The sequence below is a fragment of the Streptomyces sp. NPDC006529 genome (assembly GCF_040611795.1).
Classification (GTDB): Bacteria; Actinomycetota; Actinomycetes; order Streptomycetales; family Streptomycetaceae; genus Streptomyces.
In genome coordinates this window covers 1-12,937 of the sequence record NZ_JBEXPB010000037.1, presented here as the reverse complement: position 1 = coordinate 12,937, position 12,937 = coordinate 1, and the positions used below count along the sequence as shown (strand labels likewise).

General features: G+C 73.5%; 13 protein-coding genes. 8 read left to right on the top strand and 5 right to left on the bottom strand.

Annotated features, from left to right (window positions below; genetic code table 11):
* Window positions 1–69 precede the first annotated feature (69 nt).
* The 5 genes from ABZY31_RS23190 (at window position 70) to ABZY31_RS23170 (ending at window position 3,700) form a co-directional block, all read left to right on the top strand.
* A complete protein-coding gene (locus ABZY31_RS23190) occupies window positions 70–756 on the top strand; it encodes a helix-turn-helix domain-containing protein (protein ID WP_356413260.1) in 687 nt (228 codons plus the stop codon).
* A 110-nt stretch (window positions 757–866) separates the two neighbouring features.
* Window positions 867–2,063, top strand: a complete 1,197-nt coding sequence (locus ABZY31_RS23185) for a serine hydrolase domain-containing protein (RefSeq protein WP_356413258.1) — start codon at window positions 867–869, stop codon at window positions 2,061–2,063.
* Between the two features lie 114 nt (window positions 2,064–2,177).
* Window positions 2,178–2,597, top strand: coding sequence for a helix-turn-helix transcriptional regulator (locus ABZY31_RS23180; protein WP_356413256.1), 420 nt, complete (start codon window positions 2,178–2,180; stop codon window positions 2,595–2,597).
* 23 nt (window positions 2,598–2,620) lie between these two features.
* Window positions 2,621–3,196 carry a hypothetical protein gene (locus ABZY31_RS23175; protein WP_356413254.1) on the top strand — a complete coding sequence of 192 codons (576 nt, stop codon included), beginning with the start codon at window positions 2,621–2,623 and terminating at the stop codon, window positions 3,194–3,196.
* Window positions 3,197–3,355: 159 nt separating this feature from the next.
* Window positions 3,356–3,700 carry a DUF2516 family protein gene (locus ABZY31_RS23170; protein ID WP_356413252.1) on the top strand — a complete coding sequence of 115 codons (345 nt, stop codon included), beginning with the start codon at window positions 3,356–3,358 and terminating at the stop codon, window positions 3,698–3,700.
* Window positions 3,701–3,750: 50 nt separating this feature from the next.
* On the opposite strand, the gene ABZY31_RS23165 is transcribed toward ABZY31_RS23170, so the two are convergent.
* The 3 genes from ABZY31_RS23165 to ABZY31_RS23155 form a co-directional block, all read right to left on the bottom strand.
* Window positions 3,751–5,424 (bottom strand): SpoIIE family protein phosphatase, encoded by a 1,674-nt coding sequence (locus ABZY31_RS23165; RefSeq protein ID WP_356413250.1) that lies wholly within the window; start codon window positions 5,422–5,424, stop codon window positions 3,751–3,753.
* 219 nt (window positions 5,425–5,643) lie between these two features.
* Window positions 5,644–6,720 carry an NlpC/P60 family protein gene (locus ABZY31_RS23160; RefSeq protein WP_356413248.1) on the bottom strand — a complete coding sequence of 359 codons (1,077 nt, stop codon included), beginning with the start codon at window positions 6,718–6,720 and terminating at the stop codon, window positions 5,644–5,646.
* Between the two features lie 215 nt (window positions 6,721–6,935).
* Window positions 6,936–7,742: a class I SAM-dependent methyltransferase gene (locus ABZY31_RS23155; protein ID WP_356413246.1), complete on the bottom strand. Its 807-nt coding sequence runs from the start codon at window positions 7,740–7,742 to the stop codon at window positions 6,936–6,938.
* A gap of 175 nt (window positions 7,743–7,917) precedes the next feature.
* On the opposite strand from ABZY31_RS23155, the gene mshA reads away from it, so the two are divergent.
* Window positions 7,918–9,288, top strand: coding sequence for a D-inositol-3-phosphate glycosyltransferase (gene mshA, locus ABZY31_RS23150; RefSeq protein WP_356413244.1), 1,371 nt, complete (start codon window positions 7,918–7,920; stop codon window positions 9,286–9,288).
* Window positions 9,281–9,775 carry a YbjN domain-containing protein gene (locus ABZY31_RS23145; protein ID WP_356413242.1) on the top strand — a complete coding sequence of 165 codons (495 nt, stop codon included), beginning with the start codon at window positions 9,281–9,283 and terminating at the stop codon, window positions 9,773–9,775. The genes mshA and ABZY31_RS23145 overlap by 8 nt, the downstream gene beginning before the upstream one ends.
* A gap of 10 nt (window positions 9,776–9,785) precedes the next feature.
* On the opposite strand, the gene ABZY31_RS23140 is transcribed toward ABZY31_RS23145, so the two are convergent.
* Window positions 9,786–11,099, bottom strand: a complete 1,314-nt coding sequence (locus ABZY31_RS23140) for an MFS transporter (RefSeq protein ID WP_356413240.1) — start codon at window positions 11,097–11,099, stop codon at window positions 9,786–9,788.
* Between the two features lie 199 nt (window positions 11,100–11,298).
* On the opposite strand from ABZY31_RS23140, the gene ABZY31_RS23135 reads away from it, so the two are divergent.
* Window positions 11,299–12,060 carry a phosphoglyceromutase gene (locus ABZY31_RS23135; protein ID WP_356413238.1) on the top strand — a complete coding sequence of 254 codons (762 nt, stop codon included), beginning with the start codon at window positions 11,299–11,301 and terminating at the stop codon, window positions 12,058–12,060.
* 96 nt (window positions 12,061–12,156) lie between these two features.
* On the opposite strand, the gene ABZY31_RS23130 is transcribed toward ABZY31_RS23135, so the two are convergent.
* On the bottom strand, window positions 12,157–12,750 hold the full coding sequence (locus ABZY31_RS23130) for a hypothetical protein (protein WP_356413237.1): 594 nt from the start codon (window positions 12,748–12,750) through the stop codon (window positions 12,157–12,159).
* Window positions 12,751–12,937: the final 187 nt, after the last annotated feature.

Sequence of the window (12,937 nt, the reverse complement as noted above, 5' to 3'; positions counted from 1 at the left end):
GCGTGCGCCCGGGGACGCGCGGCGCCAACCTTTGTTGCCGGTTCCGGGACGAGGAGGTGGAATGCGCGCATGAGCAACCCGCATGACGCGCAGTCGGACCCCGAGGACGCCGGGCCGGGAGGGCACGACCGGGGGCGCGGCGCCGCGCCCTCGCGGCACCGGGCGGTCCTTGACGGGGTCGGCCCGCGGCTGAGGCGGCTGCGCGCCAGCCGCGGCCTGACCCTGGCGGCGCTCTCCGGGACCACCGGCATCTCCAAGAGCACGCTGTCCCGGCTGGAGTCCGGGCAGCGCCGCCCCAGCCTGGAACTGCTGCTGCCGCTCGCGGAGGCGTACCGGGTGCCGCTGGACGACCTGGTCGGCGCCCCGGAGGTGGGGGACCCGCGGGTCCGGCTGACCCCGCGCAGCCTGCCGCACGGCGGCACGTCGGTCGCGCTGTCCCGCGGCCCCGGCCCCCTCCAGGCGTTCAAGATGGTCATCGCCGACCGGGGCGCCGAACCGGACCCGCGCACGCACGAGGGCTACGAGTGGCTGTACGTCCTGGAGGGCCGGCTGCGCCTGGTCCTCGCCGACCACGACCTGGTCCTCGGGCCGGGCGAGGTGGCCGAGTTCGACACGCGCCTGCCCCACTGGTTCACCAGCGCCGACGGCCGCCCGGTCGAACTCCTCAGCCTCTTCGGGCGGCAGGGGGAGCGCATGCACGTCCGCGCGAAGCCCCGCCAGGATCCGGGGCCGCCCGCCGGCGCCGCCGGGGGTTAGCCCCACCACGAGTCGGCGGGTAGCCGGGTCGTCCGGGCAGCGGGGCCCGGACATGCTGGGGTCTTCGGCCCATGTCACTGGATGGCCCCACTTTTCCCGGGAGTTGGCACGTGCGCACGCAGGCTTGGCAGAAGTTCCGTTCCTCCGGACGGCGAACGGCGGGAGCGGCGCTCGCCGTCGGCGTCATGGCGGTGTCCGCGCTGACGGCGCCCGCGGCGTTCGCCGCCCCGGACCCCGGCCCGGCGGCGCGGCCGGACGCGGCGCACCCGGCGCCCGCCCGCCCGGACACGCTCCAGCAGGGCCTGGACGCGCTGGTGCGGGACGACGGCATGCCCGCGGCGCTGGCGAGCGTCCGGGACCGCGACGGCCGCACCCGCACCTACACGGCGGGCGTCGGCGACGTGGCCACCGGTGCGGCGGTGCCGCGGGACGGCCAGGTGCGGATCGGCAGCAACACGAAGGCGTTCACGGCGGCGGTCGTGCTGCAACTGGTCGGGGAGGGGCGCGTCGGCCTCGACACCCCGGTCGACGCGTACCTGCCGGGCCTCGTCCGCGGGGAGCGGATCGACGGGAGCCGCATCACGGTCCGCCACCTCCTGGGGCAGACCAGCGGCCTGCCCAACTACACCGAGTACGACCTCCAGCCCAAGCCCTACACCCCGCGCGACCTCGTCGACATCGCCCTCGCGCACCCGGGCCACTTCGCACCCGGCGAGAAGTGGGAGTACAGCAACACGAACTACGTCCTCGCCGGCATGATCGTCGAACGGGTCACGCACCGCTCCGTCGCCGAGGAGATCACCCGCCGCGTCATCACGCCCCTCGGGCTGCGCCACACCTACTTCCCGGCCCCCGGCGACCCGACGATCCGCGAACCGCACCCGCACGGCTACGACCGCGCCTCCGCGACCGCGCCGCTGGTCGACATCACCGAGATGGACCCCTCCTGGGCCTCGTCGGCGGGTCAGATGATCTCCACCAACTCCGACCTCAACCGCTTCTACACCGCCCTCCTGACCGGCGGCGTCCTGAGGCCCGCCCAGCTCGCGCAGATGAAGCAGACCGTCAGCGCGGAGTTCTTCGGCAAGGGCGCCCGCTACGGCCTGGGGCTGGCGAGCTTCCCGCTGTCGTGCGGCGGCGTCTACTGGGGCCACGGCGGCAGCTTCCCGGGGTACGAGACCCGCGGCGGCGTCCGCGTCACCGGTGGCGCCGTCCGCGCCGCCAACATCGCGGTGACCATCCAGCCGACCGACAAGGCCGTCCTGGACCGCATGGCGACCCTGGTCGACGCGTCCCTGTGCCGCTGAGGGGCGCGCGGCGGTGACGGGGGCGGCCCGCGCGGCCGTGACGGGGGCGGCCGAGGCGGGAGTTATTGCAAGCAAGCGCTTGCAATAGTTAGCAAGGTGCGGCAGGATCGGGGCATGGCATCGCTCAGCGTCGGCAATCTCGGCGAGTACCTCCGCGAGCAGCGGAGGCAGGCCCAGCTCTCGCTGCGGCAGCTGGCCGAGGCGGCGGGGGTCTCCAACCCCTACCTCAGCCAGATCGAGCGCGGGCTGCGCAAGCCGTCCGCGGACATCCTCCAGCAGCTGGCCAAGGCGCTGCGGATCTCCGCGGAGACGCTGTACGTGCAGGCCGGGATCCTGGACGAGCGGGACCGCGACGAGGTGGAGACGCGCGCCGTCATCCTCGCCGATCCGTCGATCAGCGAGCGGCAGAAGCAGGTGCTGCTCCAGATCTACGAGTCGTTCCGCAAGGAGAACGCGCTCGACGCCGAGACCGCGGGCGATGCCGCCGCCCACGCCGCCGCCGATGCCGACGACACGACGCCCCAGACGAACTGACTCTGATCCGGGAGGACCAGCACATGGCCATCGCCGATGACCTGAAGAAGACCCTCACCGACCCGACGCCGCTCTACTTCGCCGCCGGCACCGCCGACCTCGCCGTGCAGCAGGCCAAGAAGGTGCCCGGACTGATCGAGCAGCTGCGGGCCGAGGCCCCGGCGCGGATCGAGGCCGTCAAGAACACCGACCCGAAGGTCGTGCAGGACAAGGCGCGCGAGGCCCAGGAAGCGGTGACCGCCAAGGTCGCCGAGGTCCTCGGAGCCTTCGACCCGAAGAAGATCGGGGAGAGCGCGCAGGACCTGGCGCTGCGCGGAGTCGGCGTCGCGGCGGAGTACGCGGTGCGCGCCAAGGAAACCTACGACAAGGTCGCCGAGCACGGCGAGCAGGCCGTGCGCGCCTGGCGCGGCGAGGTCGTCGACGAGATCGTCGACATCGCGGAGATCGTCGAGCCCGACCCCCAGCCCGCCGCGGTGGTCGTGGCCCAGGCCGAGCCGGCCGACGAGGCGCCCGCCGCCGCGGACAAGCCCGCCGCGAAGCGGACCGCGCGCAAGAGCACGGCCAAGAAGGCCGGCGCCGCGCCGGAGGACGCGAGCTGAGCGGTCCCCACCGGGCCCGCTGAGCAGCGCGAATGACACGGACCGGACCGGGCACCTTTACGGGTACCCGGTCCGTTGTCCTTCCACGGGATCGCCCAGCCGGTAGCGTGGTGACGGGGGCGTTCTGACGCAATCACGCGCGAGAAGGCGGTCGAGTCGATGTTGATGCAGGGTTTCGACAATGGGGTTCTGCCGCTGCTGGGTTACGCCATGCTGCTGCTCGCCGTCGCGGCGTTCGTCCTCGCGCTGCTGGCCCGGGAGGACGCCTACCGGGCCGCGGGCAAGCAGAGCAAGACCTTCTGGCTGGTGCTGCTCGGCGTCGCCGTCCTGGTCGACTTCTTCCTGGGCTCGGCGATGCTGTTCCTGCAGATCGCCGGGCTGGTCGCCTCGATCGTCTTCTTCGTCGACGTACGTCCCGCCCTCAGGCAGGTCTCGGGCGGCGGCCCGCGCAAGGGCGGCAGCAGCAGCGACGGGCCGTACGGGCCCTACAACGGCGGCCGGTAGCCGACGGCGGTCGCCATCCGGTCACGGGTGCCGGGGCCCGGTCGGCGCCGTCAGCCGGACGCGCGGTCCAGGAGGACGACGGCCACGTCGTCGGTGAGTTCGCCGCCGTTGAGGCGGCGGGCCTCGCTGACCGCCGCTTCCAGCAGGCCTTCGCCGCGCAGGCCCCGGTCCAGGTGCCGGTTGATCATCTCGACCATGCCGTCCTGGCCCAGGCGTTCGCGCCCGGCGCCGATCCGGCCCTCGATCAGGCCGTCCGTGTAGAGCATCAGGCTCCACGTGCCGCCGAGCTCGACCTGGCGGCGGGGCCAGCGGGCCCGGGGCAGCAGTCCCAGCGCCGGGCCGCTGTCCTCGTAGGGGAGGAGCCGTGCGGGGCGGCCCGGCCAGGATATGAGCGGTGCCGGATGGCCCGCCAGGCACAGGCCCGCGCGGCGGCCGTCCGGGGAGATGTCCACGGTGCACAGCGTCGCGAAGATCTCCTCGTTCGGACGTTCCACCTCCAGGACCTCCTGGAGGGTCGCCAGCAGATCGTCCCCGCACAGGCCCGCCAGCGTCAGCGCGCGCCAGGCGATGCGCAGCTCCACGCCGAGGGCGGCCTCGTCCGGGCCGTGGCCGCAGACGTCGCCGATCATCGCGTGGACGGTGCCGTCGGGGGTGCGGACGGTGTCGTAGAAGTCGCCGCCGAGCAGGGCCCGGCTGCGGCCCGCGTGGTAGCGGGCGGCGAAGCGCAGGTCCGAGCCCTCCAGGAGGGGGTGGGGGAGCAGGCCGCGTTCCAGCCGGGCGTTCTCCTGGGCGCGCAGCCGGGACTCGGCCAGCTTGTACTGGGCGATGTCGGCGCGTTTTCGTTCCACCGCGTAGCGGATGGCGCGGCTCAAGAGGCGGCCGTCCAGTTCGCTGCCGTAGAGGTAGTCCTGGGCGCCGACGCGGACGGCCTCGGCCGCTCGCTCGGCGTCGGCCTCGGCGGTCAGGACGAGGACGGCGTGGCGCGGGGCCATGCGCAGCACCTGGCGCAGGGTCGCCAGCTCGTCGACCGCGGGACCGGTGGCGGCGGGGCCGCCGTGCGACCCGCCTGAGGAACCGTTTCCGTTTCCGCTGCCGCTGCCGCTGCCGCTGCCGCTGCCGTTTCCGCTTCCGGGCAGGCACAGGTCGAGCAGGATGCAGTGCACGTCGGGGGTGAGCAGCCGTTGCGCCTCGGTGAGGTTGCGGGCGGTGCGGATCCGGATGCGGTGGCCCTCGGCGTCGACGATCTCGGGCACGGTGAGCCCGCCCGGGTCGTCCTGGATCACCAGCAGCGTCATGGCCTGCGGCCCGGCGCTGGGTGAGGTGGCCCCGAGCGGCACTCCGGAGGCGGGGGCTGCCGTGCCGAAGCCTGCCGGGGCGGGCATGGCCGTGCCGAAGCCTGCCGGGGCGGGCTGTGGCGTGCCGAAGGGGTCCGTGCCGAAGCCCGCCGGAGCGGGCTGTGGCGTGCCGAAGGGGTCCGTACCGAGCGAGTCGGCGTCGAGGGGGTTCGCGCCGACGGATGGTGCCGTGCCGAACGGCCCCGCGCCGGCGGGTGCCGGGGCGGGCGGTACCGCGCCCGAGGGGGCCGTGCCGAAGGCGGCCGGGGCCGTCGCGGACGGGGCCGTGCCGCCCGGCAGGGGCGGTGCGGCGGCGTAGGTGGCGGGCGGGCGGGCCTGCCCGCTCTCCGCGGGCGGGGTGTCCCTCTGCCGCGGTACGGATGCGGGCATCGTCTCCGGTTCCTTCCCTCCCCCCGAGGGTGCGCTCGTGCGCCCCGAACCCTAGCGGTCCGCGCCCGGCGCGTGAACGGCGTTCCCGGCGGCCGCCTCCGGCATATGCCGTTATTGCCGGGGATGGCCCGTTTCCAGATGACCAACGTCACCCCGCACGGGCCCCCGGACCCGGCCGCCGGAGCGCACTCCGGCCGCCCCGGCGAGCGCCGTACGCCCCTACGCGTCCGGCCGGACGACCGCCTTGATCGGCATCGAGCCCGCGCCCGCGATCGTGATGGTGCGCCCCGGCCGCGGGGCGTGGACCATCGCGCCGTCGCCGATGTACATCCCGACGTGGCTCGCGTCGTCGAAGTAGATGATCAGGTCACCCGGCCGCATGTCCTTGACCGCGACCTTCCGCAGCAGCCGCAGCTGCTCCTGCGAGGTCCGCGGGATCGGTTTGCCCGCCGCCAGCCACGCCTGCGAGGTGAGCCCCGAGCAGTCGAAGGTGTCCGGGCCCTCGTGGCCCCATTCGTACCGCTTGCCGATCTGGGCGGTGGCGAACCGGACCGCCTGGCGCCCCGCCTCCGACGCCGTGCCCTGGAGCTCCTTGAGCGCGCCCGAGGACAGCCAGGCGGTCTGCGCCTTGTACTGCGCCTCCTGCTCCAGCTGGATCAGGCGGGCCTTCTCCTCGGCCTGGAGCTTGCTCTCCAGCTCCTCCGCGGCCTTGATCTTCTTCTCGATCTCGTTCTTCGCGTTCTCCTGCTTGACCCGGTTGGCCTCCAGGGTCTGCCAGCGAGCGCTCGCGTCCGCCGCGTACTGCTGGAGGTCGGTCTGGGTCCGGGCCAGCTCCGCGAGGTTGTCCGCGGTGGCCTTCTCGCCCTGGCGCAGCCGGTCCGCGCCGTTCAGGAACATGCCGGGACTGTTGCTCAGCGCCAGCTGCGCGGCCGGCGGCAGGCCGCCCGAGCGGTACTGGGCGCGCGCCGCCGCGCCCGCGCGGGCCTTGAGCGTCGTGATCCGCTCCTGGCCGGCGACCACCTGCCTGGCGATCTCGACGATCTTGTCGGACTGGGCCTTCGCCTCACCCGCGGCGAGGTTGTACGCGTCCGTGGCGGTGCCCGCCTGGCGGTACAGCTCCTCTATCTCCTTGTGCACCTGCTCCAGCGACTTCGCCCCCGGCACGGGCGTGCCCGGAGCGGCCGGCGGCGCGGGGGCCGCCGGGGCGGCGTACGCCGTGCCCGCCAGGCCCGGGGCCGTCAGTACCGCCATCGCACAGAGCAGGGTGAGCGCGGATGCGCCACGGTGTCGCTTCATGGTCCCCCCAGGCACCCGCGCCAGATCCCGTATCAGATCTGACTATTCATCAGTAACTTCGCACTGCCATCGGGATGGTGCCACGACTCGGCGGATTCCAACACCCTCCACCGCACTCCCACACACGGGCCCCACCCCCGCGGCCGCCCCACCCCGGACGGCCGTCGAGGACTCAACGGACGGCCACCGAGCCCGGGTTCCCCATCCGTCCCCTCTCACCCCAACGGGCGCAGCGCGTCCCACCGCACCGTCAGCTCCCCCTGCCGCCACCGCCGCGGCCCGTCCGTCAGCGGCCAGTGGGCGGCCAGCGCCCGGGCCGTCCGGATCCACCGCTGCCGGGCGCCGTAGGAGGCGTACGGCGCCGCCGCGGCCCACGCCCGGTCGAAGTCCCGCAGGAACGCGTGCACCGGCTCGCCCGGCACGTTGCGGTGGATCAGCGCCTTCGGCAGCCGCTCCGCCAGGTCCGAGGGGCGCTCCAGGGAGCCCAGCCGGGTCGCGAAGGTCACCGTGCGCGGCCCCTCCGGGTCCAGCGCGACCCACACGTGCCGGCGCCCGATCTCGTCGCACGTCCCCTCCACCAGCAGCCCGCCCGGCGCGAGCCGCCCGCACAGCCGCTGCCACACCCGCCGGACCTGCTCCTCGTCGTACTGGCGCAGCACGTTCGCCGCACGGATCAGCGCAGGCCGCTCCCCGCCGTCCAGCGGGACCTCGAAGCCGCCGTGCCGGAAGCTCAGGCCCTCGCGCTCGTACGGCTTCGCGCCCGCGACCCGGGCCGGTTCGATCTCGATCCCGACCACCCGCACCCCGGGCGCCACCGTCCGCAGCCGCGTCAGCAGCTCGACCGCCGTCCACGGCGCGGCCCCGTACCCGAGGTCCACCGCCACGGGCGTCCCGGCGCGCAGGAGCGAGGCGCCGTGCGTGGCCGCGATCCAGCGGTCCATCCGGCGCAACCGGTTCGGATGGGTCGTGCCACGGGTCACCGCACCCACGGGTCGGCTGGGAGGAGGAGTGCGTGCGGCCATGGGCCGAGGGTATGCGCAGGTCCCGCGCTGCATAAAAATCCGGTAAACCGCCCGGATTCCCGGCGCCGCCCCGGAATGCGGGGGACGCCCGCGCGGGTTGCACTCCTTGCGGGGCGCGGGCCGCTCTCCGCGCCGACCGCGAAAACCGTACGAGCCCGAGTGAGAGGACCGCTCCTTGAGTCAGTACGTGTCCCGGCTCGGCGGCAGGCTCGCCGCCGCCCGCAGCACCCGCCACGACGCCCCCCGCCTGCGGCTGCCCGCCGTCGGGCACCACCGCAAACCGCGCCGGGTCGCAATGCTCAGCGTGCACACCTCCCCGCTGCACCAGCCCGGCACCGGTGACGCCGGCGGCATGAACGTGTACATCGTGGAGCTGGCCAAACGCCTCGCCGCGATCAACATAGAGGTCGAGATCTTCACCAGGGCCACCACCGGCGGCCTGCCGCCCGTCGTCGAGCTGACCCCCGGCGTCCTGGTGCGGCACATAGACGCCGGACCGTACGAGGGCCTGGCCAAGGAAGAGCTGCCCGCCCAGCTGTGCGCCTTCACCCACGGCGTCATGCGGGCCTGGGCCGGCCACCGCCCCGGCTACTACGACCTCGTCCACTCCCACTACTGGCTGTCCGGCCACGTCGGCTGGCTCGCCGCCGAGCGCTGGGGCGTCCCCCTCGTCCACGCCATGCACACCATGGCCAAGGTCAAGAACGCCGCACTGGCCGAGGGCGACACCCCCGAGCCCGCCGCGCGCGTCATAGGCGAGACCCAGATCGTGGCCGCCGCCGACCGGCTCATCGCCAACACCGCCGAGGAAGCCGACGAGCTGGTCCGCCACTACGACGCGGACCCCGGCAAGGTGGCCGTCGTCCACCCCGGCGTGAACCTCCAGCGCTTCACCGTCGGCGACGGCCGCGCCGCCGCCCGCGCCCGCCTCGGCCTCCCGCAGGACGCCGTCATCCCGCTCTTCGCGGGCCGCATCCAGCCGCTCAAGGCCCCCGACATCCTGCTGCGCGCCGTCGCCGAGCTGGTCGACCGCGACCCCACCATGCGGCGCAGGCTCCTCGTCCCCGTCGTCGGCGGCCCCTCCGGCAGCGGCCTCGCCAAGCCCGAGGGCCTCCAGAAGCTCGCGGCCCGGCTCGGCATCACCGACCTCGTCCGCTTCCACCCGCCGGTCGGCCAGGACCAGCTCGCGGACTGGTTCCGGGCGGCGTCCGTGCTGGTCATGCCCTCGTACAACGAATCCTTCGGCCTGGTCGCCATAGAGGCCCAGGCCGCCGGTACGCCGGTCCTCGCGGCCGCGGTCGGCGGGCTGCCGGTCGCCGTCAACGACGGCGTCACGGGCATCCTCGTACCCGGCCACGACCCGGTCGACTACGCGCGCGAGCTGCGCCGCTTCGTCGACGACCCCGCGCTCACCGACCGGATGGGACGCGAGGCGGCCCGCCACGCGCAGTTCTTCGGCTGGGACACCGCCGCGGCCGGCACGGCGGACGTGTACACCGCGGCGATGCACGATCACCGCCGTCACGTACGCTCCCACCATGGCTGAGACCGCCGCGACGGAGATCATCGAAAGCACGCTGGACGACGCCGGGCTGGAGTGGGAGAACCCCGAGCCCGGGTCGTACGTCGTCACGCTGCCGGGCACGCGCAAACTGTCGACCACCTGCTCCCTCAAGGTGGGCCGGCACTCGCTGTCGGTCAACGCGTTCGTCATCCGCCACCCGGACGAGAACGAAGGCGCCGTCCACCGGTGGCTGCTGGAGCGCAACCTCAAGCTGTACGGCATGTCCTACGCCGTCGACCGCCTCGGCGACGTCTACCTGACGGCGCGGCTCCCGCTGGCCGTGGTGAGCCCGGCCGAGCTGGACCGGGTCCTCGGCGCGGTGCTCGAAGGCGCGGACGGGGCCTTCAACACCCTCCTGGAACTCGGCTTCGCGAGCGCCATCCGCAAGGAGTACGAGTGGCGCGTCTCGCGCGGCGAGTCCACCCGCAACCTGGACGCCTTCAAGCACCTGACGGAGCGCCCGGCCTGAGCGCCGCGCCTCAGCCGGCGGGCGTGACGGGGGCGACGGGCGTGACGGGGGTGACCGGGGCGATGGGCACGACCGCCGCGGCGGCGGTCTCCTCGTCCCCGTCGGCCCCTGCGTCCCCCTCGGGCAGGTTCCGCATCAGCAGCCAGTAGCCGAGGCCCGCGACCGAGCCGAGGACCGCCGTCGCGCCCCACAGCCAGCCCGCGCCGAACCGGTCGATGACGAAGCCCGCCGTCAGCGGGGCGATGAGCGAGGCCCCGGCCCACGACAGCGTGTACATGCCCTGGTAGCGGCCCCGCGCGTGGGTCGGCGAGAGGCGCGCGACCAGGCCCATCTGCGTCGGCGAGTTGATGATCTCGGCCACCGTCCAGACGCAGACGGTCAGCGCGATCACCCCGAGCGAGCCGCCGAAGGCCGTCATCCCGAACCCGTACCCCGCCAGCAGCGCCGAGGCGACCAGCAGCTTCTGCGGATCGCGGTGCTCGATCAGCCGGGTGACCGGGATCTGGAGCAGCACGATCAGCACCCCGTTCAGGGCGATGACCATCCCGTACTCACCGGGAGTGAAGCCCGCGACGCCCATCGCCAGCGGCAGCCCGAACGACCCCTGCATGAAGATCAGCGAGATCAGGAACGACAGCCCGACCACCCCCATGAACCGCCCGTCGCGCAGGACGGTCCCCATGCCCGCCTCCGGCGCACCGCCCGCCGCCGCGTCCCGCGCGCCCTTCTCGGGGCGCGACTCGGGGAGCTTGACGTAGACGAGGACCGCGCAGAGGAGGGTCAGCGCCGCCTCGCCGAGGAACCCCGCGAGGTAGCTGTACTCGGCGATGAAACCGGCCGCGGTCGCGGACACCGCGAACCCCAGGTTGATCGCCCAGTAGTTGAGGGCGAACGCCCGAACCCGGTCCTCGGGGCGCACGATGTCCGCCATCATCGCCTGCACCGCCGGGCGGGAGGCGTTCGAGGTCATGCCGACGAGCAGCGCGACGGCGGCGATCGCCGCCGGGTGCTGCATGAAGCCGAGCAGCGCGACCGAGAAGGCCGTCGAGAGCTGCGCGGCCATCAGCGTCGGCCGACGCCCCAGCCGGTCCGTCATCACCCCCGCGACCAGGGACGACACCACCCCGCCGAGCCCGTGCAGCGCGACCACCAGACCCGCGAACGAAGCCGAGTAGCCCCGGTCCAGGGTGAGGTAGAGGGTCATGAAGGTGGCGACGAACGCCCCGAGCCGGTTCACCAGCGTGCTCGTCCACAACCACCAGAACTCCCGCGGCAGCCCCGACACGCTGGCGCGCGCGGCCCGCCTCATCCTGTCAACGGACATACGGGGTCCCCCTGAAGATGTAAGTGGCGCGGATACCCACGGCACGTTACGACCGGTGGCCCGCGGACACCACTGGATTGACGCGGAGCGTCAATCGGAGACGGGCCGGGCAACACCCCCGGGACGGCGCCCGGGACGGCCCACCGGCGGGCCCGGCCGGGTCGCGCGGGGGCATCCGGCGTCCATTAGGCTCGTACGCATGGCCGACGCACCGTACAAGCTGATCCTCCTCCGTCACGGCGAGAGCGAGTGGAACGCGAAGAACCTGTTCACCGGCTGGGTGGACGTCAATCTCAACGAGAAGGGCGAGAAGGAGGCGGTCCGCGGCGGTGAGCTGCTCAAGGACGCCGGCCTGCTCCCCGACGTCGTGCACACCTCGCTCCAGAAGCGCGCGATCCGCACCGCGCAGATGGCGCTGGAGGCAGCCGACCGCCACTGGATCCCGGTCCACCGCTCCTGGCGCCTGAACGAGCGCCACTACGGCGCCCTCCAGGGCAAGGACAAGGCCCAGACCCTCGCCGAGTTCGGCGAGGAGCAGTTCATGCTGTGGCGCCGCTCGTACGACACCCCGCCCCCGGCGCTGGAGGACGGCACCGAGTTCTCGCAGTCCGAGGACCCGCGCTACGCGACGATCCCGCCGGAGCTGCGCCCCAGGACGGAGTGCCTGAAGGACGTCGTCGTCCGCATGCTCCCGTACTGGTACGACGCCATCGTCCCGGACCTGCTGACCGGCCGCACAGTCCTGGTAGCCGCCCACGGCAACTCGCTCCGCGCCCTGGTCAAGCACCTCGACGGCATCTCGGACGAGGCGATCGCCGGCCTGAACATCCCGACCGGCATCCCCCTCGCCTACGAACTGGACGCCGACTTCAAGCCCCTGACCCCGGGCGGCACCTACCTCGACCCGACCGCCGCCGCGGCCGCCATCGAGGCCGTCAAGAACCAGGGCAAGAAGAAGTAGGAAGAGCGCTCACGCCCCTGACCTGCGTACCCCGTGCAGGTCAGGGGTTTTCTTCTGCTCCGGGCCCGCTGCGGGCCCCGCCGGCCCGCCGTCCGCTCAGTCGCCGAAGTCGAGGATGGGTCGGGTCCAGAGGGTGAGGTCGCTGCTGGTGGCGACCGCCAGGGTCAGGCCGGAGGGCGAGAACCCGGCCGCGCGCAGTTCCGAGTACTCGGAGTGGAAGACGTGCCACCACGTGCCGCCCGCCGGGCCGTTGTGCGACCCGCCGTCGGCGGAGAGGATGACGCGGTCGTGGGGCCACTCGGGGCTGACGACGTCCAGGGTCCACCCGTCCGGTGTGGTGCTGTGCAGGCCGCCGCCGAAGAGCCCGGCGATGCGTACCGCCGAGCCCGCGAGGGGGCCGAGGCCGGGACAGGTGAGCTCCGGCGACGCGTCCGGCGTACTGGTGTCGGGGTCCGGGTCCCGGTCGCGGGCGACCCTTTCGCCCGTGACCGCGTCGAAGACTCCGTGACCGGCGCCGGAGACGACCATGACGAGGTCGTGCCCGCTGCCGGGATGGACCGCGAAGCCGATGCCGAGCAGCCCCCCGATCGGGATCCTGTGCTCCGGCACCGGCTGCCACGGCTCCGGGGCCGGCATGACGGTGGCGGCGGCATACCGCTCGCGCAGCTTCCGCTGGTACTCCGTGATCAACTCGCCCTCCCGGGACTGTCCCGTTGCCAGGGGCCCCAGGAGTGGAAACGCGTCCAGTATTCACCGGGGGTCGTCCCCGCCCACTGGTTTCCAGATGGACGCCCTCGGCGCCACGCACCGCCTCATCGCCCCCGACTACCCCGGCTTCGGCCACACCGAGGCGCCGGCCGGATTCACGTACACCTTC